General features: G+C 59.4%; 23 protein-coding genes and 1 pseudogene. 13 read left to right on the top strand and 11 right to left on the bottom strand.

The window, feature by feature from the left end:
- Positions 1–53 precede the first annotated feature (53 nt).
- Positions 54–461: an RCC1 domain-containing protein gene (locus HMPREF2808_RS12960; RefSeq protein ID WP_232745421.1), complete on the bottom strand. Its 408-nt coding sequence runs from the start codon at positions 459–461 to the stop codon at positions 54–56.
- Between the two features lie 30 nt (positions 462–491).
- On the opposite strand from HMPREF2808_RS12960, the gene HMPREF2808_RS05075 reads away from it, so the two are divergent.
- The 5 genes from HMPREF2808_RS05075 (at position 492) to erm (ending at position 4387) form a co-directional block, all read left to right on the top strand.
- Positions 492–1973 carry an ApeA N-terminal domain 1-containing protein gene (locus HMPREF2808_RS05075; RefSeq protein ID WP_070512995.1) on the top strand — a complete coding sequence of 494 codons (1482 nt, stop codon included), beginning with the start codon at positions 492–494 and terminating at the stop codon, positions 1971–1973.
- A 349-nt stretch (positions 1974–2322) separates the two neighbouring features.
- Positions 2323–2577 carry a nucleotidyltransferase family protein gene (locus HMPREF2808_RS13705; protein ID WP_232745419.1) on the top strand — a complete coding sequence of 85 codons (255 nt, stop codon included), beginning with the start codon at positions 2323–2325 and terminating at the stop codon, positions 2575–2577.
- Positions 2498–2752 (top strand): HepT-like ribonuclease domain-containing protein, encoded by a 255-nt coding sequence (locus HMPREF2808_RS13880; RefSeq protein ID WP_081636726.1) that lies wholly within the window; start codon positions 2498–2500, stop codon positions 2750–2752. The genes HMPREF2808_RS13705 and HMPREF2808_RS13880 overlap by 80 nt, the downstream gene beginning before the upstream one ends.
- A 197-nt stretch (positions 2753–2949) precedes the next feature.
- A complete protein-coding gene (locus HMPREF2808_RS05060; RefSeq protein WP_224784272.1) occupies positions 2950–3183 on the top strand; it encodes a recombinase family protein in 234 nt (77 codons plus the stop codon).
- 349 nt (positions 3184–3532) lie between these two features.
- Positions 3533–4387, top strand: coding sequence for a 23S ribosomal RNA methyltransferase Erm (erm, locus tag HMPREF2808_RS05055; protein ID WP_070517629.1), 855 nt, complete (start codon positions 3533–3535; stop codon positions 4385–4387).
- A 70-nt stretch (positions 4388–4457) separates the two neighbouring features.
- Here erm and HMPREF2808_RS13950 read toward each other — a convergent pair whose 3' ends face one another.
- The 3 genes from HMPREF2808_RS13950 to HMPREF2808_RS05040 all read right to left on the bottom strand — a co-directional run bounded on the left by HMPREF2808_RS13950 (position 4458) and on the right by HMPREF2808_RS05040 (position 7701).
- Positions 4458–4811: a type IIL restriction-modification enzyme MmeI gene (locus HMPREF2808_RS13950; RefSeq protein WP_016423158.1), complete on the bottom strand. Its 354-nt coding sequence runs from the start codon at positions 4809–4811 to the stop codon at positions 4458–4460.
- A gap of 641 nt (positions 4812–5452) precedes the next feature.
- Entirely contained in the window at positions 5453–7345 is a 1893-nt protein-coding gene (locus HMPREF2808_RS05045) for a heavy metal translocating P-type ATPase (protein WP_070624081.1), read from the bottom strand.
- Complete coding sequence (locus tag HMPREF2808_RS05040) at positions 7342–7701, bottom strand: Cd(II)/Pb(II)-sensing metalloregulatory transcriptional regulator CmtR (RefSeq protein WP_005530797.1); 360 nt, start codon at positions 7699–7701, stop codon at positions 7342–7344. Before HMPREF2808_RS05040 ends, HMPREF2808_RS05045 begins: the two co-directional genes overlap by 4 nt.
- Positions 7702–8239: 538 nt before the next feature.
- Here HMPREF2808_RS05040 and HMPREF2808_RS05035 point away from each other — a divergent pair.
- Positions 8240–8501, top strand: a pseudogene (locus tag HMPREF2808_RS05035) (HigA family addiction module antitoxin).
- 54 nt (positions 8502–8555) lie between these two features.
- On the opposite strand, the gene arfB reads toward HMPREF2808_RS05035, so the two are convergent.
- The 4 genes from arfB to HMPREF2808_RS13690 form a co-directional block, all read right to left on the bottom strand.
- Positions 8556–8999, bottom strand: a complete 444-nt coding sequence (gene arfB, locus HMPREF2808_RS05030) for an alternative ribosome rescue aminoacyl-tRNA hydrolase ArfB (RefSeq protein WP_070624079.1) — start codon at positions 8997–8999, stop codon at positions 8556–8558.
- Between the two features lie 31 nt (positions 9000–9030).
- On the bottom strand, positions 9031–9540 hold the full coding sequence (locus HMPREF2808_RS05025) for a putative glycolipid-binding domain-containing protein (protein WP_246818513.1): 510 nt from the start codon (positions 9538–9540) through the stop codon (positions 9031–9033).
- Positions 9541–9617: 77 nt separating this feature from the next.
- Positions 9618–10004 carry a Fic family protein gene (locus HMPREF2808_RS13695; protein ID WP_083299186.1) on the bottom strand — a complete coding sequence of 129 codons (387 nt, stop codon included), beginning with the start codon at positions 10002–10004 and terminating at the stop codon, positions 9618–9620.
- On the bottom strand, positions 10004–10336 hold the full coding sequence (locus HMPREF2808_RS13690) for a Fic/DOC family N-terminal domain-containing protein (RefSeq protein WP_005530810.1): 333 nt from the start codon (positions 10334–10336) through the stop codon (positions 10004–10006). Before HMPREF2808_RS13690 ends, HMPREF2808_RS13695 begins: the two co-directional genes overlap by 1 nt.
- A 354-nt stretch (positions 10337–10690) precedes the next feature.
- Between HMPREF2808_RS13690 and HMPREF2808_RS05015 the strand changes: the two genes are divergently transcribed.
- The gene (locus HMPREF2808_RS05015) at positions 10691–12250 is read left to right on the top strand and encodes an ATP-binding protein (protein ID WP_070624077.1); all 1560 of its coding nucleotides are present in this window, start codon (positions 10691–10693) and stop codon (positions 12248–12250) included.
- Here HMPREF2808_RS05015 and HMPREF2808_RS05010 read toward each other — a convergent pair.
- Complete coding sequence (locus HMPREF2808_RS05010; RefSeq protein ID WP_070624075.1) at positions 12225–12875, bottom strand: MOSC domain-containing protein; 651 nt, start codon at positions 12873–12875, stop codon at positions 12225–12227. The genes HMPREF2808_RS05015 and HMPREF2808_RS05010 overlap by 26 nt on opposite strands.
- A 29-nt stretch (positions 12876–12904) precedes the next feature.
- Complete coding sequence (locus tag HMPREF2808_RS05005; protein WP_246818512.1) at positions 12905–15436, bottom strand: hypothetical protein; 2532 nt, start codon at positions 15434–15436, stop codon at positions 12905–12907.
- A 115-nt stretch (positions 15437–15551) separates the two neighbouring features.
- Here HMPREF2808_RS05005 and HMPREF2808_RS05000 point away from each other — a divergent pair, with 115 nt between their 5' ends.
- Together HMPREF2808_RS05000 and HMPREF2808_RS04995 are read left to right on the top strand one after the other, a co-directional pair.
- Complete coding sequence (locus HMPREF2808_RS05000) at positions 15552–16268, top strand: helix-turn-helix domain-containing protein (RefSeq protein ID WP_070533677.1); 717 nt, start codon at positions 15552–15554, stop codon at positions 16266–16268.
- Positions 16269–16292: 24 nt separating this feature from the next.
- Positions 16293–17006: a Fic family protein gene (locus HMPREF2808_RS04995; protein WP_246818511.1), complete on the top strand. Its 714-nt coding sequence runs from the start codon at positions 16293–16295 to the stop codon at positions 17004–17006.
- A gap of 416 nt (positions 17007–17422) precedes the next feature.
- On the opposite strand, the gene HMPREF2808_RS04990 is transcribed toward HMPREF2808_RS04995, so the two are convergent.
- Positions 17423–18031 carry a CueP family metal-binding protein gene (locus HMPREF2808_RS04990; RefSeq protein WP_070624070.1) on the bottom strand — a complete coding sequence of 203 codons (609 nt, stop codon included), beginning with the start codon at positions 18029–18031 and terminating at the stop codon, positions 17423–17425.
- 115 nt (positions 18032–18146) lie between these two features.
- Here HMPREF2808_RS04990 and HMPREF2808_RS04985 point away from each other — a divergent pair, with 115 nt between their 5' ends.
- From HMPREF2808_RS04985 to HMPREF2808_RS04970, 4 genes are all read left to right on the top strand, one after another.
- Positions 18147–18527 carry a zinc ribbon domain-containing protein YjdM gene (locus HMPREF2808_RS04985; RefSeq protein WP_070624068.1) on the top strand — a complete coding sequence of 127 codons (381 nt, stop codon included), beginning with the start codon at positions 18147–18149 and terminating at the stop codon, positions 18525–18527.
- 91 nt (positions 18528–18618) lie between these two features.
- Entirely contained in the window at positions 18619–20190 is a 1572-nt protein-coding gene (locus HMPREF2808_RS04980; protein ID WP_070624066.1) for a type I restriction-modification system subunit M, read from the top strand.
- Between the two features lies 1 nt (position 20191).
- Positions 20192–21346, top strand: a complete 1155-nt coding sequence (locus HMPREF2808_RS04975; protein WP_070624064.1) for a restriction endonuclease subunit S — start codon at positions 20192–20194, stop codon at positions 21344–21346.
- Entirely contained in the window at positions 21306–21935 is a 630-nt protein-coding gene (locus HMPREF2808_RS04970; RefSeq protein WP_246818510.1) for a winged helix-turn-helix domain-containing protein, read from the top strand. The genes HMPREF2808_RS04975 and HMPREF2808_RS04970 overlap by 41 nt, the downstream gene beginning before the upstream one ends.
- Positions 21936–21943: the final 8 nt, after the last annotated feature.

Raw genomic sequence — 21943 nt, 5'->3', positions numbered from 1 at the left:
TTTAGATTCAACGTGTGATCGACCGCCGATTATCGGGCACGCTGGACTTCAGTTCATCTGTGGTCGAGCGGCCCAGGCGTTGACATTGCATTGCTGCTCGGTGTGGTCGCCCGCAGCCCGAGCGAGTGTCTCGCTCCGGCTGCGATCGCTGTGATGCCGGTCCATGACTGGACATCGCACTGGCCTCTGCTGTCGTCGCTGACGGCGACGACGGTGCCGTCTTCGTGTAAGCCGACGGTGTGTAGGTAGCCGGCAAAGACCCCGGACACGTGTGTCCACCGGGCGACGTCGGTCTGCCCTCGCTGATTGTTGCCAGTTGCGAGGGCTGTGCCGTCGCGTCGAACTGCGATTGTGTGCCAGTCGCCGCATCCGATCTCAGTTGACCATGATCTCGCTGTAGATTGTCCTACGTGGGGGGCATGTGGTGGAGTAAAGATTTTCGACCTGACATCTGGCCGCAAGACAGGAAGGAGCCCGGGACCGGGAGTACGATGCCTAATGATCCTCTCAACCTCGACAAGGCCGGCGAGTGGGCTGGCGTGTGGTGGCTGCCGGAAGCCCCTAGCGAGAAGGTCCCGGGTGTCCTACGGTACGACCCGGAAGATGGTCTCTCTCTGTCGCTGATCGGCACCTTCGAGGATCGGATCTTGACGACGGACTCGTCTGGATGGACTGCTGTTCACGAAGGAACCCGCACCTGGGAAGTCATGCACGGTGTGGCCGAGCTCAGGGAGATCACACTGCTTGGCTGTGTTCCTAGGAGCACCAGAAGGACCATGGGTGCGCGAGTGGCGAGCCCTGATAAGCAGACCGTGACCGCGACGGTCGCCATCATCGGCGCGCATGTCAGCGGTGACGCGGATCCGGCGTTCGCTAGGGCAGAAGTCTCAGTCGAGGATCTGAGTCTCTGGGCGGCGTCTTCTGTGTTCGAAGGATCCCTCGGGGCTCCCGACGGCAAGATCGATGGGACCGGGCGTATCTCGGTGAAGCCGGTCGAGGCGCAATCGGTCGTGGTCGACGACACTGAGTATCGCCTTCAGCACACGCACACGCTTCCATTCTTCGACCAGCGCAAGGGAGGAAGCGTCGGACGTATGCGGGACACGGTGTCCATCTGCGTCGTGCCAGCCGAACCATTCTCTCTGAGTGTTGCTCTGCAGGAGGCGAGCCTGGTGCAGGACCTGATCTCCCTGGCGACGCATCGCGCGGCCGGAGTGATCTGGCTCCGACTGGAAGTTGCCGGTACCGAGTCGCACTTCCCTGATGGCCGCCCGCTGCCGCGCCGACGTGCCGATGTGCTCTACTCACCGGCCGCGCTTGGAAAACACGACGCGAAAGTCGTCGATCACCACCGAATGTTCTTCACCTGCGGCTCGATCCCATTTGAGGAGGTCATGCCCCGATGGTGCGAGGCCCATGGCCGCCTGGAGGCAGCGACAAACATGATCTTGGGCTTGCGCTACGCACCGGCCCGTTTTGTTGAGAACAATCTTCTGACGGCAGTCGATGCTGCCGAGGTGTTGCACCGCAACCTCCGCATCGACGAGAAACCGTTCCCCAACGCGGAGTTCAGGGCGATGCGAGAGGCGATGCTGGCGCAGGTTCCCGATGAGCACCGAAACAGGTTCAAGGGGGCGATCCGCAACGACCCGACCCTCCGTGATCGGCTCCATGCCCTCGCCGCGCGACCCGATCAGGAAGCGATCGCACAGCTCTTACCGGATGTCGACCATTGGGCGAAGTGGACGACGCGCGCCCGCAATGACCTCGCGCACGAGGGCAGAACGCCCAACCATTCCATCGAGGAGCTGATCGCCGTCGTCGAGGTGACGACCGCGGTCGTAATCCTCAACGTCTTGCACGAGCTCGGGTTGCCGGCGGAGCGGCAGCGAGAGATCGTGCGGGAGCACCCGCAACTGAGGGCTACGTTCCGTACCGCTGCCGAATGGCTGGTTCCCTCACCAAACCCTTAGGTGCACTGCGATAGCCGCTACTTCGGAACCTCCGTGACGCTGCTGCCCGGTCGTTTAGTGCGAGACGCGTGTAAGCCTGCTCTATCGCTCGTTCGTTGAGTGCGTCATGGCGGGCGGGCGAGACGACCGGCTGTAAGTGGTGGCAGCGCGTCAGTGCCGCCTGGTGCGGCGGTGAGACGGGAGAATGTCGTCGGCCCTTAAGAACGCGGTGGAGTTCCGCTTCAATGTCAAAGCTCCATGTCGACGTGCTGCCGGGCCCGTTTCCCCCGGAAGCATGTCTGAGACCGTCATGACGCCTGAGACGCTTGCCCTACGCGGGATTCTCGTTGCGCGTCTTGACTAGTTCCAGGTGCTCATCGATCGGTACGGCGCGACCAACCCGAAGTTGTTCGGGTCCGTCGCGCGCGGCACCGCGTCTGCAGGATCGGACATCGACATCCTCGTCGGGATGGACCCTGCGGAGGGACGTCTCCTGATGCGTGCGTCTGGTCTGCTCGAGGAGAGTCGCGCTCTGTTCGGGCGCGATGGCATCGACGTGTTTCCTGCCCAGTTGCTCAGGCACCCGGTATCCGCTTCGACGCTCGCCGAGGCGGTGCCGCTGTGAGTCGCAGTCCGGCGAAGCCGTGAACCATCTTCCCGATGAGATCACCGGCGCGCACCCTGAGATCGTCTGGCCTCAGATTCGGGATTTCCGCAACATCCTGGTGCACCAGTATTTCGGCGTCGACATCGACGTGGTCCGCGATATCGTCGATACTCATCTGCCTCCTCTTGCCTAGGCGCTGCGGTGCCACATCTCTGCTAACTGACGGCGCGGCTCCAAAGGTTATTCGGCTACGGAACGTGGTCGAGTTTAAGTTCAATGTTAGCTAAGGGCCTTATTAAAAGCGTTTGGCAACACGCGCTCCTATTTACCTTCGTATCTCGCGAGACGCTGACGTGGATGGCCTCACCATCGACCGGCAGCGTCAGGACTGTGAAGCCATTGCAAAGCAGCGTGGCTTGGACGTTGGACATAGGACATAACTACGTCGATCAGTCCATTTCCGCGTCAAAGAAGAATGTGGCTCGCCCCGACTACGACGCCATGGTGGCATCCTTTGAACGCGGCGAAATCGACGCGATCATCTGCTGGGACCTCGAACTACCCGCCCCACGTCGGTGGGTAGTCCGATCAGTCGGACAAAACTACTCCCGCACCACAGCGTAATAAGGGGTGCACCTTAAAAACATCCGGAGGTGGGGGTAACTCCCCCTCGTTGCCCAGAGACAAAATACGCCAGTGGCGTCTGTACGACGAGCCGAAGGTAGGACAAATTCCAATCCAGAGAGGTCTTGCACTGTTGCGGTGCGGTTGTCTTCTTTCTCACCGTATTGGACCCTGCGAAATTAATTGGATACGATAGGCCCATGTTGATTTCAGGTTCCGTTTTCATGCGGCCGCTCACCAGCCGCTAAGGCGGTTTTCTCCCTCCCGCAGGTTAGAAACCGCTCCGGTCCTTTAGCCGGGCGGCTATTTGTCATGCCCGGCTCCGTTTCAACTCCAAGGAGCACACCTGATGTCTGCATACGGATACGGCCGTCACGAGCATGGCCAAAATTTTCTCACAGACCACAAGATCATCAACTCCATCGTCGATCTTGTGAAACAAACCTCCGGCCCCATCATTGAGATCGGGCCAGGAAGCGGTGCCCTCACTCACCCGATGGCCCACTTGGGGAGGGCGATAACGGCAGTTGAGGTAGACGCAAAACTAGCTGCCAAACTCACAAAAAAGACCGCCTCGGCGGCGGTCGAAGTGGTCCATGATGATTTCCTTAACTTCCGGTTACCCGCCACTCCCTGCGTCATTGTGGGAAACATTCCCTTTCACCTCACCACTGCCATTCTTCGAAAGTTGTTGCATGCGCCGGCATGGACTGACGCTGTACTCCTCATGCAGTGGGAAGTCGCTCGCCGCCGGGCCGGGGTAGGTGCAAGCACGATGATGACGGCTCAGTGGTCCCCATGGTTCACGTTTCACCTTGGTTCCCGAGTACCAAGGTCTGCTTTCCGGCCACAGCCAAACGTTGACGGGGGGATCTTAGTGATCCGCCGGGTGGGTGACCCGAAGATTCCGATAGAGCAGCGCAAAGCCTTTCAGGCGATGGTGCACACCGTTTTCACTGCCCGGGGACGCGGGATAGGGGAAATTCTCCGAAGGGCAGGGTTGTTTTCATCACGTTCAGAGACACAATCATGGTTGCGCTCGCGAGGAATCGACCCCGCGACCCTACCTCCCAGATTGCACACCAGCGACTGGATCGATCTCTTCCAGGTGACTGGTTCCTCTCTACCTCACCATCGGCCCATTTCACCATCGGGAAGTAGTCAACGACCTCCTCAACGGAAAAATCGAGGCCGGCGGCGGTAATCCCCCCACCACCAAAACCGAAATCCACCAGTAGTAGTGAACGACCCATGTTCGTCTACCGTGAGCCGCGTTATGGCAGTGACGTGTTCTCGTCGGGCACAGTCATAGTTCCCGGCGTTGCCAGCGACAGGGTTCTACACCCAGCAGCGGGACCGATCAAAATCACCCGCACGGGGAACGACCCTGCTGGTGGTTTCGATTTTGATGAAAGCGAGGAGACATAGCCCCTCGCCAACTCCCCGTAGCTGGCGAACAGTAGCTCCTGGCGCTGGCGCTCGTTGGTGAGTTTGCGTGCCACATCGAAAGCCTTATCGACTTCCCGGTCCAAGTTGTTGTGAGCCTTGAGCAGAATTGGGTCCATCGATAACGGGTTGTAGTGCTCCGCGAGTGACCGCTGGGGGTGCCGCTCGCGTGCCCGCAGCACCAACTGTCCAGCGTCGATGATTCGCTGCTGCGCCTTCTCATCTAGTTCACACAGAGCTGGTCCGCAGTTGTAGCTCCCGATGTACTCCGAAAAACGGAAAAAATAAATAGTGGGGATACATCAACCTTCCACTTTCCATTCTTCCGGCTCAGAGTATTGAGGGGTCTGGGACCGGGTCCGTAAACCCTTTATGTTTTTCGCGCACAGCGGTTTTTAGCGACGCACCCTATAGGTTTTCCGCAGAACTTATATGTGTTTCTGTGCACCCCATATGTTGTCTGTTTTAGCGGTATTTCGTTGTTAATTCCGCACGCGCGCATCAAATGGTTATTTATCGACGACACTCCGTCGAGTTCAAGTTCAACGTGTAACGCGAGGCGTTAATGACGTTTCGCGTTATTGGGGGTATGTTGAAGAGCGCTGTCTCTAACTCCGGTTTTCGTTCGGCCTCGGTCCATTCCGCTACCTCGTGTGAAGAATCTGCAAGCGTTATCGGGCCGTTGAACTATTAGGTTCACCCACAGTTCCCGTGCCTGCACGCATCGAGAAGGACCAGGTGGTGAACTCGAATGACTCGCCTGGTCCAACGTGTGTGCGCTCGGCGCGTGGTTTAACCCTTATAAGACTTGCCGGTTACAGCCTCAGCGTTTCGCTCGTGCAGCCCGCAGGCCGTTCAAGATCACGATGACTTCGGCGACTTCGTGTACCAAGACGACGGCGGCCAGGCCCAGTACACCGCTGATCGCCAGTGGCATCAACACGATGATGATGGCCAGAGACAGCACGATGTTTTGGTTGATGATCCTGCTGCCTCGGCGGGCGTGCTGCAGCGCCTGCGGGATCAGCCGGAGGTCGTGGCCAGTGAAGGCGACGTCAGCGGACTCGATCGCGGCGTCAGAGCCGGTTGCTCCCATCGCAATGCCCACCGTTGCGCCCGCCAGTGCCGGCGCGTCGTTGATGCCGTCGCCGATCATCGCCGTCGGCGTCTTGGAGGAGAGTTCGGCGACGATGCTTGCCTTGTCCTCCGGTCGCAGCTCGGCGCGCACGTCGTCGATTCCGGCGATTTCAGCTAGCGCCCGGGCGGTGCGAGTGTTATCGCCGGTAAGCATGCTCACTTCTACGTCGTTGTCGTGCAGGGACTGCACGGCATCGGGCACCTCGGGCCGCAACTCGTCGCGTACCCCGATCGCCCCGGCGAGAGCGTCATTGACGGTGACTAGGACGCAGGTCTGGCCTTCGGACTCCATGCGCTCAACGTCCGCCTTCAGTGGCCCGGCGTCGATCCATCGGGGGCTGCCGACCAGCACCCGTCGGCCTTCGACGGTGCCGCCGATGCCTTGACCGGCTTCCTCGCTGATATCCAAGGCGGTGGGCGCTTCGGGCTCCGCTGCCACGATCGCCGCGGCGAGGGGGTGCGTCGATTGCTGCTCAACCGCCGCCGCGAAGGAAAGCACCTGCGCCCGATCGAATCCGTCTGCCGGGACCACTCCGGTAACCTCGGGCTGGTTGCGGGTAAGGGTTCCGGTTTTGTCTACCGCTAGGTGACGGATGCCGCCGAGTCGCTCGAACGCCGCGCCGGACTTGATGACTACTCCGAACTGGCTGGCCGCGCCGATAGCGGCCACGACCGTCAGCGGCACGGAGATTGCCAGCGCGCACGGCGACGCTGCGACCAGGACCACCAGCGCACGGGTGATCCACGTCTCGGGGTCGCCCAACAGCGAGCCGATCACGCCGACCAGCACCGCCAGGATCATCACCCCGGGCACGAGGGGTCGGGCAATCCGGTCGGCGATCCGGGCGCGGTCACCCTTCTCCGCCTGCGCTTGCTCGACGAGGTCGACGAGTGTGGTCAGCGAGTTGTCCGTTCCAGCTGCGGTCGTCTCGACCTCCAGCACACCGGCGGAGTTGATCGCTCCCGCGGGTACCTCGTCGCCGGGCGCAACCTCCTCCGGAATGGATTCTCCGGTGATCGCTGAGGTGTCAAGGCTGGAGCGTCCGGACCGAATGATGCCGTCCGTGGCGATCCGCTCCCCGGGGCGTACGACCATTAGCTCGCCAACCTCAAGGTCCTTCGCAGTGACCTCGGCCGTCGTACCGTCGCGCAGCACGGTCGCGGTTTGCGGTACCAGCTTCAACAGTGCCCGCAGTCCGCCTTGGGCTCGGTCCATCGCCTTGTCTTCAAGCGCCTCGGCGATCGAGTACAGGAACGCCAGCGCCGCGGCCTCTCCGACGAAACCAAGGATCACCGCGCCGACCGCGCTGATCGTCATAAGCAAGCCAATGCCGAGCTTGCGCTTCGTGACAAGGTTCCGGATCGCTCCAGGTGCGAACGTGTAAGCGCCCAACAGCAGGCCAAGCCAATACAGTACCGTTGCGGGCGTCTCCAAGTCGGACCAGTCCAGCGCCAGTCCTGTAATGAGGGCTACGCCGGAGAAGATCGGTAGCAGTAGCTCGGGGTCCTTCCACCATGGCCGATCGAGCTCTTCGATCTCCGTGGCGGGTTCGTGTTCGCATCCACATGCTGAACTCATGCGTCCGTTCCTTTCTCGCCGCAGCCGGGCACCGAGCACTCAGTGTCGATGCAGGGGGCATTCTCGTCGACGGCCAGCGTCGCGTTGACCAGCGCTTCGAGCGCCGCCGCGAGGTGCGGATCGGCAATTTCGTAGCGGGTCTTACGGCCCTCCGGCTCAGCGACGACGATGCCGCAATCGCGTAGGCAGGACAGGTGGTTCGAGACGTTCGAGCGCGTCAGATCCAAGCTTTGCGAAATCTCGGCCGGGTAGCCCGGACCGTCGAGTAGGGTCATCAGGATTCGGGAACGCGTCGGATCAGCCATGGCCCGGCCGAGCCGGTTCATGACGTCGAGGCGTGAAGCAATAGTCAGCATGTACTGAACAATACAACGTGCGCTGAACTATTCAAAATGCACTGAACTGACGGTTGCGCGAAGGTCCTGCGATCTGCAGGAATTAGTCGATGGGATAGCAGATGACTGATCCTTTGTGGTTCGGCTGCCACCCAACGCGGGAGCGACGTGGGCGGCGAGGTTCTCCAGAATCTTCACGTTGACGTCCACGCCATCCCGCAAAACCTTTACGTGTTTCCATGCGCCCATATGTTCTCTGTGTGCTGACGTAATTATAGTTTTCTGATTGTTGCAGGCTGACGAGAAAGTAACTTTGCAACTACATACCGTGGAGTTCAAATTTAACGCGTAGCGTTATTGACGCTTCGCGTTATGGGGGATAAGGTGAAGCATGATCCAGTCGTTCGCTGACAAGGACACTGAGCGTCTGTGGAATCGAGAGCGGATTCCCCCGGGAAACCGGCTCGAGGCGTTGAAAGGTGATCGGCGGGGCCAGAGGAGGTTGAGATCGTTGACTACCACTGACAAGCTCCCTCCGGTTCACCCCGGTGAAATCCTCATGGAGGACTTCCTCAAAGGAATGGGGATCACCCAGCACAAGCTCGCCGTCTCCATCGGCGTTCCGCCCCGCCGGATCAACGAAATTGTTCACGGTAAGCGCGCTGTAACCGCTGACACGGCCCTTCGTCTAGCGAAGTTTTTCGAGATGAACCCCCAGTTCCTGGCTCGGGTTACAGGCTCAATATGACTTGGACGTGGCGGAAGACAAGATCCTCTCGGAAATCGAGCGGATTCAACCAGTCCAAGCTGTCTCAGCGTAGCGGTTACCCGAACCAGGTCCGTCAGCGTGAGGATATGCATGCGGATGGTTCGAACTAGGGAATTTGGGGCCGCCGTCGCGTGGACTTGAGTTCCGAGCGCCGCTTTTTCGCTTCGAGACGGCGTCGCACCGAGCTCCGCGTCGGCTTGGTCCTGCGCCGCGGGGGAGGAGGCGGAGCGAGCGCCTCGCGCAAGAGGGCGGCCATGCGTTCGCGTGCCTCAGCGCGGTTGCGTACCTGCAATCGCTGGGTCGATGCGGTAACGGTAAGGACGGTGCCGTCTAGGCGGTGCTCGTGGTTGTGGAGGACGCGGCGACGCTGGGCGTCGGAAAGCGATGAGCACGTAGCGATATCGACGGAAAGCTGCACTTTGCTGTCCGTAGTATTGACGCCTTGGCCACCTGGTCCCGACGACTTCGCGAACCGCTCCGTCAGGTCGGCGGCGACGATGACCAGACCCCTGGGGATCCCTGGGCCAGGTGCGATGGTCAGGTCGTTCATACCGCCCAGCTTAGTTAGAGTTGCTTCCGGATCAGACCCGCCGTGCGAGATCAGGGTAGTGTACGACCACGCCGCCACCGTCGACCTCCAACTCGACGTCGACTCCCCGTGTTCCGCTTTCATATCGGACAGTTTCAGAATCGACGGAGCTGTAGTACTGGTCTGATGCGATCACCTGGAGGGACGGTATATCAATCCAAGCCATGATCAGCTGCGTTTTCGGAACCTGAGTCTCAAGCAGCGTCAAGCGACGAATAGGCATTGTGTTGGTGAGAGGACACAGACCGAGAGCGCAATCGAGTGCGGCTTTCAGGTCGGCTGACTGGACGATACCGGGGGAGGGCAGATCTTCAAGCTGGGCGCCCTCTTCATTGGTTTCCGCCGACCACACGCCTTGCTCGGACCTAAACAGCTCGAGGCTTCGCCCCCATCCGTCGCCTTCAACGTTCACCGACACACGTTCAGTCACCCAGTTCTCCGCGGCGCGCAGTTCCCACGTGGCCTCGTATCCATCGCCGTATTGCACTCCGGAAGCGATCAAACCGGCTCTTAAAAAATGAACTGCGGCCTAGTTCCGGATGAGGGGAATCTCGACATGCTCCCACTTATACGTGCGCTTCATGGTGAGGATTTTCCCACGCTTGATGGTGCGAAAAGGCAGGTAGCTTTCGATTTGGACCACGTACCGAGGACGAGGCATACCGGCAGAATGGTGTATTCAGTAAGTCCGCGACGCAGAAGAATCCCATGAATGAGAGCACGGCCCACACGGCCGTTGCCATCTGCAAATGGGTGAATCGTTTCGAATTGAGCGTGAGCAATCGCGGCCTGGATGAGAGCACCGCGCGAAGCGCCATCGAGGTAAAGACATAAGTCGTCTACGAGGTCATGGACTAGACGTGGGGGCGCTGGGATGAACTCGGCCCCAAAGAGTGTGTGGTTACTTCCACCAATCCAGTTTTGAATAGTGCGGAGACCAGTGGGGATAGAGCCCTTCTCCCCCATCAACTCTCTTTGGAGCTTTTCAAGAAGGCCGATGGAGATGTTGGTTCGGTGGCAAAGCTCTTCTCAATGGAACACAGAACGGTGAGGTTACGCGCAACCTCTTCCGCGCTTTCCTTAAAGCCGCGGACTTCCTCCTTTTGGGCGAGTTCCGCGAGGACAACCTTGTCGACGTTGGGCGCAATACCTTCAATGCGTGAGGAAGAAATCGCCTCAGAACGCATGAGTAAGCGGGCCACAGATTCCAACTGGCCAGAAGCAGCATGACGGTTGAGATCCAAGATCTCTCGCTCGATACGTGCTGCCCGGCTGGTGAGCTCTGGGGAAAACTCCATGCCTTACTTACAAGATGGTCAGGGACATAGACCTAAAAAGGGCCTCCGGCCTTATCGCGCCGGGGAATGCCGGAGCCTGATTCGGGGATCCAGCTCTCGGTAACGTAGTGAGGCTTGTAGAGGCTATCCATTCGTCAGACAGCAAATGAGTGGTTGGATAACTCTTATCCAACCACTCATTGCGGTTTATGCGCTAGATAAAGCTTAAACATACGGGGTTTCAGGGCCATAATTTGGCCTCAATGAGAATGTCAATGACACCTCAATGGGAAGATCAATGAGAACTCTTGTCATTGAAGAGGAATGAAGTTAGCATTGAGCCGTCATTGTTAACATTGAGGGCGGGTATTCATCGTGAACAATTGGTCCGAGAATCAGCTGAGAGAGCTATTGGCTGAGCTTGAGTTGCGCGGCGGTGATTCAACAACAGTCGAGGTCAAAACCGCTCAAGGGGGCATTCCGGACTCTCTACCGCAGACATTGTGCGCGTTCGCAAACATGCCGAGTGGCGGCCTTATCATTCTCGGTGTCAATGAGAAGGAAGGATTCATTGTCACTGGCATTGAGAATCCTTCGGAGATGGAGGCTGCTCTGGCCTCGCAGGCGCGTCATGCCATCACCCCTCCAGTCACAGTGCATACCGACAGTGTGGCAATAGATGGCACGCATGTCGTGATTGCGGAGGTTACGGGTCTTCCGATTATTGATAAGCCTGCTATCTACAGGGGAGAAGCGTATCTTCGAATGGCTGATGGGGACTACCGTATGAGTGCCTCGGAGCTGCGCATGATGGACGTGGCAAAGCTGCATGCCGAAGAGGCAGTGTCCTATGACACGACGATTGTGGAAGGCACGAGCCTTGCAGACCTAGATAGCGACGTGGTGCAAGATTTCTTGGTTCAGGCGCGGAAAAAGAATCGGCGACTATCGGGACTTACTCAAGATGAGGACGTCTTACGGGCGCTAGCGGTGACGACCGCGACTGGAGAGCTGACGCTTGCTGGCCTGTATGCGCTGGGTTTCTATCCCCAAGGGCATTTTCCCTCCTTAGCAGTAACGGTGGCGCAAAGGCTACCAAATGGTTCGAAGCACGGGCGAGTGCTGGGGTTGGAGACCTTTGAGGGGCCCGTTCCGGTGCTGTTGAACTCGGTAATGGGATGGGTAAGGCAACGTTTAGCCGCCGTACGGCGATATCGAGAGGACGGATCAATGGTGGAAGTTCCTGAACTTCCCCTTCCGGCCATTCGAGAGGCCGTGGCTAATGCATTGGTGCACCGTGATCTTGGGCCAAATACGTTGGGTGCGGGTAAATCGATTGATGTCCGCCTACTGCCGGACAAGATGGTTATCTCCAGTCCAGGAGGCCTACGGGATCTGACGGTTGAACAGCTCAAGTCGAGAGATCTGGCGCGCCAGGAGATTAACCAGCGGCTCTATAGACTGTGCCGATATCTCAAAGCAGACGATGGCTCTTTTGTTATTGAGGGCGAAGGCGGCGGCGTGCAGCTCATGCTGGATGCCGCGCGAGAGCAAGGACTACCGGAGCCTGACCTGATAGATTCTGGCGTGCAATTTACGGTGAAGATGTGGCGGCCGGACACTCGTGGAGAGGCCCGTATCTGGGAGCCACTACGCAAGGAGGAATCAGGCACCGGCCCGGAACGACGAGTGGATGCACCAGTGACCTTGGAACGCCTGGGTGTTAACGCCCCGCGCGTAGCGGAGGCGCTGCGTACGGCGGCACAACCGCTGTCTATCGGCGAAATAGAAACAGCCACAAACCTTACTCGAGCGCAGGTCCGATATGCGCTGAAGTCACTGGTGAAGGCACGATTCGTGCGTATGGATGGCACGCGCGGTTCACAAGCGACAACCTATGAATGGCTAGCTAACCGCGGGGCTCAAGGCTCTTGACCAGCTGATCGTGGTGGACTGGGGCGAGGCAGCCGGCGTCGACGACGCGCCGGGCTAGGTCCTTGTCCCCCATCTTGGCGGCGAAGGCCATGCCCATGGTGATGCCATGGTCGGGGCGGCTGATGAGGGTGATCTCATCGCCGGGATTGATGCGGCCCGGCTCGATGATGCGCAGGTAAGAGCCGCAATCGCCGCGCTCTGTGAAGGACTTGAGCCAGCCGGGCTCGTCCATCCAGCCGGAGAAGGTGGCGCAAGGCTGGCGCGGGATAGAGACTTCGAGCACGCACTCCCCCACCTGAATGCGCTGGTTGATGAGCATATTCGGCCAGGAAATCCCCTCGGTAGTGAGGTTCTCCCCAAAGTAGCCGTCACGCAGAACGCGGTTGAGCGTGCCCTCCCAGTAGTCAAGCTCCTCGCGGGCATAGGCGTAGACGGCCTTCTCGGCGCCGCCGTGGTGGGCGTGGTCACCGATGGAATCCCCCACCACGCCGGAGCCGTCACCGTAGGCGGGCCCGGGGACCTCCAAGTCCAGGAAGGGGCGCGGCTGCTTATCGATGCCCGTGTACTCGTGCCGCCCGTGCGGCTCGGGGCGGCGGACAGCGACGTTCGTGGAGATAACTTTCATGCTCACTCATTGTGGCACACCTCACGCGCTTACATGTCGCGATCGCGGAAGAGAGCTTCGGCGGTCACGAGGTCGTAGAAGAAGAGGCGGGGGGCGAGGGGGAGGACGTCGGCAAGCATAGGCATGTCCTCCTTGAGCAGGGGGCTTTCCATGATGATGTCGTTCGCCGCGGCGCGAGACGCCAGTGCGAAGGCATAAGAGATGTAGGGCATCCACGCAGCGGCATTGAGCTCATCAGCCGTGTTTCCGCTGGCAAAGGCGCCCAGCGCGATAAGGGTGTGGCTGACGGACATGTCAACGCCCGCGTTTTGCACCAGCGAGGCCAGTGCCGTGGCGTCCTTGCGCAGGTGCTCGATGGTGCCCAGCGCATCGAGTGCGCCGTTGTTGGCAAAGCACTCGCGCAGCGCGGCGACGCGGCCGGCCTCCCCCATCAGATCATCGACGGGCGGCGTGGGGCTGTGAATGGTCGCTGCATTCAGCAGCATCGGGCGGGTCAGGCCATCGGCGCCGGATTCGCGCACGGCGTTCAGCTCCGCGTTCTCGCTGGCGGAAGGATCGAGCAGAAGATCCAGGCAGCTATCGGCGCTCGACTCGGCGGTGGGCTCCAGCGGCGAGTGGAACAAGCGCGTGCGCGCGAGCGAGCGGGCCTGCTGGTTCACGCTAACGCCAGTGCGCGCCAGGGCGTGGAGCGCGTCCTCCGGTTGGGCGCGCAGGCGATCAATCGTGCTGTCGAACATCGCCTGCAGCTTCGGGTTCGGGCTGCGCTGCGAGAGCACGTGAAGCGCGCGGAAGGTGCCCCACAGCTGTTCCGGAGTCCAGTCCTTTGAGGCCAGAGCTGCGGGAGAGCCTTCCGGCGTGATCACGATGGAGGCGCTGGAGGGGCGAGCGGGGGCGGCGAGGTTAGAGTCGGCGCGGAGCTCGCGGACGTCGACAAGCAATGAGCCCTGCTCAGCGAGGTCTGCGGGCAGTTCGAAGCCGTCCTCGGTTGCGGTGAGCTGGGTCGGTGCAACTGTTGGTTCAGCCAATGGCCAGGCCCACCCTACTACTTCTGCCGGTGGCTCAGCGTTCTGTTCGATGACAATGTTGGCATCGGCATCGAGGAGGCCGCGGCTGACGAAGGGAGACTTGCGGATGGTTGCCAGCGCCGCGTAAATCAGGCTGGTGGACGCGGAAGCTTCATACTCCACGATGCGCCGCTCCAAGCTGCGGGCCTGGTGGGCCGCGCGCTCCTCCGCCGGAAGGGAGTCCAGGTAGTCCTCATAGGACAGCGTGGACCACATGAGGAAAAGCTCCGCCGTTGGCTGCTTGCGCACGGCGTTGGCCAGCGCGGCATTGGGCACGGCGAGGCTGGTGACCGCTTGCGTCGTCTTCGACGTGCGGGCCAGCTCCTTGATCTTCTGCCTGCCATCGATGGTGACGAACTTGGCCAGCGGGAGCGGGCGCGGCGAGTGGACGGTGAACATGTCATCCTGATCAAGCTGGCCCGCGAAAATCACCGGCTTATCGGAGTGCTCGGTGGGTTCCAGGCCGATGCGCTTGACGCGGCTGAACAGGGCCTCGGGCCAGACATCGAATTCCAGCTCATAGCCAGCCTCACTGGCCACCACCTCGCGGCGCGAGACCTCGGTGTCCTCGAGGGTGCGAAGGCCCTTCTCCAGCGCGATGGGCTTCTTCGGCGGAGAGGCCAGCGTGTAGCTGAAGCGCGAGTGCGCGCCGAGGGCGTCGATGATGCGGAAGTCCATGCCGCGCGGACCGTCGTTGGTGGCGCGCATGTGGAGGCCCTCGGCGAGGGAGATGAAGCGGACGTCGACAAGCTCCTCGTCGTGCCACAGCGACACCTTGTACCGGCCCACCCACGGGTCTTCGTAGAGATCGCCCGGGAAGGGCTCGGCGATGCCCGCGTCGAAGGTCTGCTCTGAAATCTCCTCCTGCTCGCCGCCGAGGGGAGCGTAGGTGAGATCGATGCGCCACTCCCCTTCCGCGATGAGGTGCACGCGCGGCGACTTGGTGAACACGGGCTCGTTGTCGAGGCCCCGGGCGTTGGGCAGGATGGCGACGTCAAAGTCCCACTCGAAATCGCCGTGCTTGGCGACGTCCACCGGCTCCCTCTGCGGCACCCTGACCTGATCCGGCAGCGGGCCCGCTTCCCAGCCGGCCCAGATGCCGAGGGGCTCAGCGGCCTCCAGCGTGCCCTGCGGCGCGATGAGCGTGGTGCGGTCATAGACGATAAACGGCGCCTCATCGGTGATGCCGGTAAAGGTGACGGTCTCGATGAGGTCCTCGTCGCCATCGCGCAGGGTGACTTCGATGCGGGTAAAAGGCCCAGGGATGCCGACTTCCAGCGGCTCTTCGGTGGCGAATTCGCGCACTGAGTGCGGGCGGTCGATGAAATGAGACTTGACCACCCACCGCGGATCCGTCAGGTCTGCCTCTGGGTAGGTAGCGGGCAGCTCCAGCATGAGGATGTTGCTGCCCCGGCGCAGTGAAATCCGGGGGCCCTGCTCGACGATGTCAGTAGTGACCACAGGTGTTGTGGGAAGTGAATAAATCTCCGCGCTCATTTGCCTCATCATAGGACACAGCGGGGTGCGGTTGCCATGTTGCTGGTAGACGGCCTTGTTGTCCTATGTGCAGGACAGGTGTCCTAAAGATAGGACAGATGGCTATAGTGGGGCTATGGACGCACTACAACTCCTCAAGAAAAGCCCGCTGAGCCTTAGTGAAATCTCGCGGCGCTCGGGAGTGTCACGAAATACGCTCAATCTGTGGTTGCGTGGGGCAGCTCAACCGAGTTTGGCCGGGTTGGACAAGGTAATGCGCGTGCTCGGATACGAGGTTTCCGTACAGGTGCACCGCATGAGCGATGCCGCCGCCGCGACAGCCGCCCGAGTTCTCCTGGGGGAGCTCAGCAGCGAAGAACCAGACGTTAAAGCCTGGATTGACCGCTTTGTGCAGTGGGGTGACGCTGCGGCCGTCGGTGGCAGCTACCAGGCTCTCATGGAACGGGCCGCGTGGGCCTCCAACCCATATGGTCGCCACGGGGCTCTCCACTTCTTACCGTCAAATCCCATAACGATTGCTTCAGCGGTTGATGCGAGTGGGCAAACTTGGGCGATGTCGGGTGCTTTTGCAGCGCAACGAGTCGCGGGGCAGATCGCAGGTGAAGAAGAACCTCAATCAACATTGATCTGGTGCACAAATCCAGCAGACATCGTGTCTTCATTGCCCACTCGGATCCGTGCCAGTTCTGAGCCCGTATCCGGAGGAATCACCCTCGTGTCTGTCGCTGGTGAAGAGCTCACCGGCGCAACTAATGAAGCCGGAATACACTACGTATCACCGCATCAGCTTGCCATTGATGTGTGCGCAGAAAACTACATCGGAGGGGCATAGGTGATGAGAAGGGCAACGAGCCGAGTGAGCTGGGAACACCATGAGCGGCCGCACGTTTCGGAGTTGGGGACCGACCGTGCGTTATTTCGATTAACCAAGCAACTTCCTGACTTGGTGTGGAATGCCGCCGCGCTGGAAGGAAACACGTTTACCCTCCCAGAAGTCCGTACGTTGCTCGATGGCGTCACCGTGGGCGGAAAGGCGCTTGCTGAACAGCAACAGATCTTGGACTTGTCAGAAGCTTTCAACCTGCTCCATGAGCTGGTCCTCAAAGAGGAATGTGCGGTGGATAAAGCCACCAGTAACGCACTCCATGCCGTGCTAGCAAGGAACGAGGCCCTGGACGCTGGTCTTTTCCGTGGTGAAGGCCATGTGGAAGGAGATGGCGGTGGAGTGCGGCTCATGGATGGCGGGTTCATCCCTTTCGACCCTGCTGATGAATTGGGTGAAGCCCATGCCGATTTGCCGGTGTCCCTCCAAGGGCTTGAAAACCCAGTCGAGCAAGCGTTGGCCTATTTCTGCTCTGCCACGCGTAGCCAGTTTTACTTCGATGGAAACAAGCGAACCGCACGGCTTGTGGCGTCAGGCCTCTTGATGAGCAATGGCTACGCAGCACTTAATATCCCTAATGCGAGAAGGCTGGAATTCAACCTTGCCCTCGATGAACTGTTCCGATCCGATGACGCTACGACCTTGATGGACTTCCTGTATGACTGCCTAGAGGAGTCCTCCCAGTAAGCGCAGTAGGCCCTCCGCTTCCGAAGCGGAGGGCCTACGTGGGGGCTGAATGCTCAGCGCATCCTTTAGTGCATAGTGCTGTAGTGCTTAGCGGAACATCTTCTGCAGAGCGGAGAAGTCAGCCTTGACCACGCCGACAGACTGCAGGAATGCGGCGATGGCGCCGAGCAGGGCAGCCACAACGCCTGCGCCCAAGAAGCCGGCGCCGACGGGGTGGCGTGGCTAAAAGGAACAGAGTTGACGACACCAGCGGACTTGTTGTGGTCAATTGCCTGCTCGGAGATTTCTTCAGGGAGTGGCCGTATGGGGACTTGCCCAGAACACTGTTGACGTCGGCAAGCACTGCGTGGACACCATAAAACGACAAACGGTGAACCCCAGGACGTGGGATTCACCGTGGTGGGTCAATGAGCGGATTAGGTCATCTGCAGGGTGGTGATGCAGGTTGCGCCCTCCTCGGAGGTGTCCAAGGGGACCTCACCGGTCTTGCCGTCCTTCTCGACGGTGATGGTGCCCTTTTTGTCGGCGGGCAGCCAGTACCCAATGAAGCCGTTGTCGAACGTCGTCGTGTCCTCGTTGACCAGCTCGTTTCCCTCGTCATCCGTGATGGTGACGTGAATGTCCTCCTTGCTGAGCTCACCGGTACAGGTGGTCAGGGAATGGTTGAAGCAGTCATGGGTCTGGGTCATGTACGGCGCGATGGAGACGTAGAACTTGTCCTCCGGCAAGGGCAGGGAGGCCTGGCCCTGTTCAGTAGCGAGGATGAGCTCGTTCGGGCGCACGGATGCGAGGAGATCGCTATTGCGCTCGTCCTTGGACTGGTGATCCAGCTTGTCCACGATTTCCTGGCCATCCAACCCTTCGAGGTCGAACTCGGCGAGGATCTCCTCGGCAGGCACCTGTTGGATGTCAGTGGCGGCAGCGTCGCCCTTCGAGGCTTCACTCGGTACGGGGCTGTCAGTAGAGCAAGAGGACAGGGTGATGGCTGCGGCGCACACAGCCGCAAGAGAAATGAGGCGTTTCATAAGTCTTCCGAATAGGTCCGATTGTGTTGACCCAATCCTATACCCCACCGGGGTATCCATCAATGGAATGAGAGAAGGATCATCTTTTCGCGCTACGCAGGCTAAACTCTCCCCTATGTCTGATACTTCGGCCGCAACTCTGCCGCCCTGCCCCGAATGCTCCTCTGAGTACACCTACGAAATGCCGCCGCTCATCGTCTGCCCTGAGTGCGCGCATGAGTTCTCCGCCGATGCTGCCGATGCCTCGTCCGCGGAAGGAAGCGAACCGACCATCGTCGACTCCGTGGGCAATGTGCTTGCCGACGGCGACACGGTCACCGTTACCAAGACCCTTAAGGTCAAGGGCGCTCAGCAGCCGCTCAAGGCCGGCACCAAGGTGCGCGGCATCCGCCTCAACGTCGATGCCGGCACCGGCCAGGAAGACCACAACATCGATTGCCGGATTGATGGTTTTGGCGCGATGAAGCTCAAGCCTGCTGTGGTGAAGAAGGTTTAGTATTAAAACCTGCGTGGGGCAGACTCGGAGGCAGTCCCCTACCGCGAGCTAATAGCCGGCATGGCTCCGCATGACAGCTACCCTGAGTTACATGATTACCGGCGCCCTTAAGAACAACGTCGACCGCATCTGGGACACCTTCTGGTCCGGCGGCATTTCTAACCCCGTTTCCGTCATCGAGCAGTTCACCTACCTGCTCTTCATCAAGGATTTGGACGAGCGTCAGGTCCAGATTGATAAGCGCCGGGCGTTGGGGGATCCCACCGCGACGGAAGACATCTTTGATGCGAGCCAGCAGGATCTGCGGTGGCGCAACCTCATCGAAGACCGTGACATCGCCCGCCGCAAGGCCACCATCATCACCAAGGTCTTCCCCTTCCTCAAGGAGATGGGCGGCACCGACTTCCAGGAGCACATGGCTAACGCCTCCTTCGAGATTGAATCTGAGGCCACGCTCTCGCGAGTCATGGAGCTCATTGACCAGTTGCGCTTTCCGAACAAAGACATGAAGGGCGACTTGTATGAGTACATGCTGGACAAGCTGTCCACCTCGGGCACGAATGGTCAGTTCCGTACACCCAGCCACATCATTGAGCTCCTCGTCGCACTCATGGAGCCGACGCCAACGCAGCGGATCATCGACCCGGCTTGTGGCACCGCGGGCTTCCTGGTGGCCGCCAACGATTGGGTTGCTCAGCATCACCGCGAAGACCTCTACAACAAGGACACGCGCTCTAAGTTCATCAAGAAGGGCCTGACGGGTTTTGACTTTGACAAAACCATGGTCCGCATTGCTGCGATGAACATGTTTATGCACGGTTTTGAAGAGCCCAACATCTCGCACCACGATTCCTTGCAGAAGCTACCCACAAAGTTTGGGGATTTCGACCTTGTCCTGGCCAACCCGCCTTTCGCGGGCAGCCTGGATAAGGACTCCATCGATCCCAAGCTCAAGTCCGTGACCACGGCCAAGAAAACTGAGCTCCTCTTTGTCCACCGCTTCCTGCAGCTGCTCAAGCCGGGCGGCCGCGCTGCGGTGATTGTCCCTGAAGGCGTTCTCTTCGGCTCCACCAAGGCGCATAAGGCCCTTCGTAAAATTTTGGTTGAGGATCAGCGCCTGGACGCTGTCATCAAACTTCCCTCCGGCGTGTTCAAGCCTTACTCGGGCGTGTCCACCGCCGTGCTGTGCTTTACCCGCACCGATTCCGGTGGTACCGACGAGGTGTGGTTCTATGACGTCACCGCGGATGGCTACTCCCTGGATGACAAACGCACTCCGCTTCTCGAGCGCCCCTTGCTCGGCCCCTCCCCTACCTCCCACATCCAGGACTTAAGCGATCCTGCGCGTGCCGACGACCCCACGCCCGTCACCCTCACCGACGAGCAGCTGAAGCTCAACAACCTTCCGGACGTGGTTGCCCGCTGGCACTCCCGCACCACCGACGAGCGCGAGCGCGCCCGCACCGACTACTCCTTCACCGTGCCCAAGGAGGAGATCGCCCAAGCCGACTACGACCTCTCCATGAACCGCTACAAGGAGATCGTCCTCGAAGCACAAGAAACCCGCGACCCCATGGACATCATCGCCGAAATCGAAGAACTCGACCGCGACATCACCCATGGCCTTGCCAACCTGAAGGCCATGCTCAGCGAGGGGAAATAACATGGCAGACACGGCAAAGCACGACTGGCCGATGGTGCGGTTGGGGGATGTGCTCCGGGCTGCTGGAGTCCCGGAAAAGATTGCATCCCCAGAGACGGAGTCCTTTGTAACAGTCAAAATGCATGGCGAGGGTGCCGTGCTGCGAAATATTGGAGCAGGTAAGACACCGGCTGTTTTCACTGGCTATCGAGTGAAAGAAGGACAGTTCATTTACTCGCGTATCGACGCCCGTAACGGTGCCTTCGCGCTTATTCCTAAATCTCTTGATGGAGCAGTCGTTTCTAAAGATTTCCCGATTTTCGAAATCGATGAGTCGAGGTGCATGCCAAAGTATCTTCACTACTTTGCTACTAGTGGCATTTTGGCTGCAAAAGCGAAGGCGCTTAGTTTTGGCGCAACTAACCGACAGCGAGTCAAGGAAGAAGCGTTCCTACGATTTGAGATTCCCCTCCCTCCCCTCGACGAGCAGCGCCGCATCGCGGCGATTTTGGACACTGTTCGTCATTCACTTGATGCGGAACAGTATCAGATTCAACTGCTATTGCGTTTGCCTACTTACCTGCTTAGTGAATTCTCCAAGCTCTCGGACAACCGTCGATTGGATGAAATAGCTGTGGTCGGAACAGGTGCTACCCCGAGCAGGAAAAATGCGGCGTTCTACCAAGGCGATATTCCATGGGTGAAGACGACCGAAGTGAAAGGAACCATAATTCTCGGAACAGAAGAGAAAATCAGTGTAGACGCCTTGGAAAGCTCGACTTGCAAACTTAATCGAGCAGGGTCGAGCGTAGTGGCGATGTACGGGCAGGGTGCGACCCGAGGTCGGGTTGGCTATTTGGGGATAGAGGCAGCTACCAATCAAGCGTGCGCGGTAGTCGCACCGAGGGATCCTAATGATGATTATTTTGTCTATCAGTGTCTCTTGAATAGTTACGAAGAACTCAGAGGCTTGGGCCGAGGTGGGACTCAGCCTAATTTGAACCTCTCATTGGTGAGGGGCTTTGAAATCCCTTATCCGCCGGCAGAGTTACGTGCAAAAATCAGTAAAAATTTGCGTTCGATAGAGAATGTCATACGGAACTTACGAAAGCGCCGGGATTTGTTCAATGAATTGTTTGAATCCCTATCCACCCGCGCTTTCCAAGGAGAACTCTAATGGCAATTTTGAAGTGGCATGGATACATGGTTCCGGTGCTTCACGTATTGGCGTCAAATGGAGAGGTTTTAAGCGCAGCGTGCTCATCGAGGAGGCTGCGGTGCGCGTTGGCATCACGGATGAGGAACGCCTTGAGACCATTGCATCGGGGCAGCCGCTCTATGAAAACCGTATTGGATGGGCGTTGACATTCCTCAAGAAGGCGAACGCCATTACTTCACCGGCGCGGGCGCGCTTTCAAATTACAGACTTTGGCCGTGACCTTTTAGCGCGCGATCCATCCGGCTTAACGGAAAAGCAGCTGTTGGGAGAGATTGCGGGCACGGAAGCGGCGCTAACGTGGCGGGGCCGGAATCCTGGGTGTAAGGCTGGGGACGAGGTAAGCGCTGATAAGCAAAGCGTACTTCCAGAGGCTGAGAGCGAGCTCGATCCGGTAGAGCAGGTGGAAACTGGTGTATCTCGTAACAACGAATTCGTGGCTGGTGAGCTGCTGACTCGGTTGCACGACAATGAGCCGGCGTTCTTTGAACAGGCAGTGCTGGACTTGCTCATGGCCATGGGATATGTGTTGCGACCGGCTATTTGGTAGCAGTGTCG

Source organism: Corynebacterium sp. HMSC078A10 (assembly GCF_001811565.1).
Taxonomy (GTDB): Bacteria; Actinomycetota; Actinomycetes; order Mycobacteriales; family Mycobacteriaceae; genus Corynebacterium; species Corynebacterium hesseae.
This window is presented reverse-complemented; position numbering and strand designations above follow the sequence as displayed.

Excerpts from the sequence above, each read along its gene's own strand:
- HMPREF2808_RS05075 (WP_070512995.1), top strand. The coding sequence starts at position 492 with ATGCCTAATGATCCTCTCAACCTCGACAAGGCCGGCGAGTGGGCTGGC.
- HMPREF2808_RS13880 (WP_081636726.1), top strand. The coding sequence starts at position 2,498 with ATGGCATCGACGTGTTTCCTGCCCAGTTGCTCAGGCACCCGGTATCCG.
- erm (WP_070517629.1), top strand. The coding sequence starts at position 3,533 with ATGTCTGCATACGGATACGGCCGTCACGAGCATGGCCAAAATTTTCTC.
- HMPREF2808_RS05045 (WP_070624081.1), bottom strand. The coding sequence starts at position 7,345 with ATGAGTTCAGCATGTGGATGCGAACACGAACCCGCCACGGAGATCGAA.
- HMPREF2808_RS05040 (WP_005530797.1), bottom strand. The coding sequence starts at position 7,701 with ATGCTGACTATTGCTTCACGCCTCGACGTCATGAACCGGCTCGGCCGG.
- arfB (WP_070624079.1), bottom strand. The coding sequence starts at position 8,999 with ATGAACGACCTGACCATCGCACCTGGCCCAGGGATCCCCAGGGGTCTG.
- HMPREF2808_RS13695 (WP_083299186.1), bottom strand. The coding sequence starts at position 10,004 with ATGGGGGAGAAGGGCTCTATCCCCACTGGTCTCCGCACTATTCAAAAC.
- HMPREF2808_RS13690 (WP_005530810.1), bottom strand. The coding sequence starts at position 10,336 with ATGGAGTTTTCCCCAGAGCTCACCAGCCGGGCAGCACGTATCGAGCGA.
- HMPREF2808_RS05010 (WP_070624075.1), bottom strand. The coding sequence starts at position 12,875 with ATGAAAGTTATCTCCACGAACGTCGCTGTCCGCCGCCCCGAGCCGCAC.
- HMPREF2808_RS05005 (WP_246818512.1), bottom strand. The coding sequence starts at position 15,436 with ATGAGCGCGGAGATTTATTCACTTCCCACAACACCTGTGGTCACTACT.
- HMPREF2808_RS05000 (WP_070533677.1), top strand. The coding sequence starts at position 15,552 with ATGGACGCACTACAACTCCTCAAGAAAAGCCCGCTGAGCCTTAGTGAA.
- HMPREF2808_RS04990 (WP_070624070.1), bottom strand. The coding sequence starts at position 18,031 with ATGAAACGCCTCATTTCTCTTGCGGCTGTGTGCGCCGCAGCCATCACC.
- HMPREF2808_RS04985 (WP_070624068.1), top strand. The coding sequence starts at position 18,147 with ATGTCTGATACTTCGGCCGCAACTCTGCCGCCCTGCCCCGAATGCTCC.
- HMPREF2808_RS04980 (WP_070624066.1), top strand. The coding sequence starts at position 18,619 with ATGATTACCGGCGCCCTTAAGAACAACGTCGACCGCATCTGGGACACC.
- HMPREF2808_RS04975 (WP_070624064.1), top strand. The coding sequence starts at position 20,192 with ATGGCAGACACGGCAAAGCACGACTGGCCGATGGTGCGGTTGGGGGAT.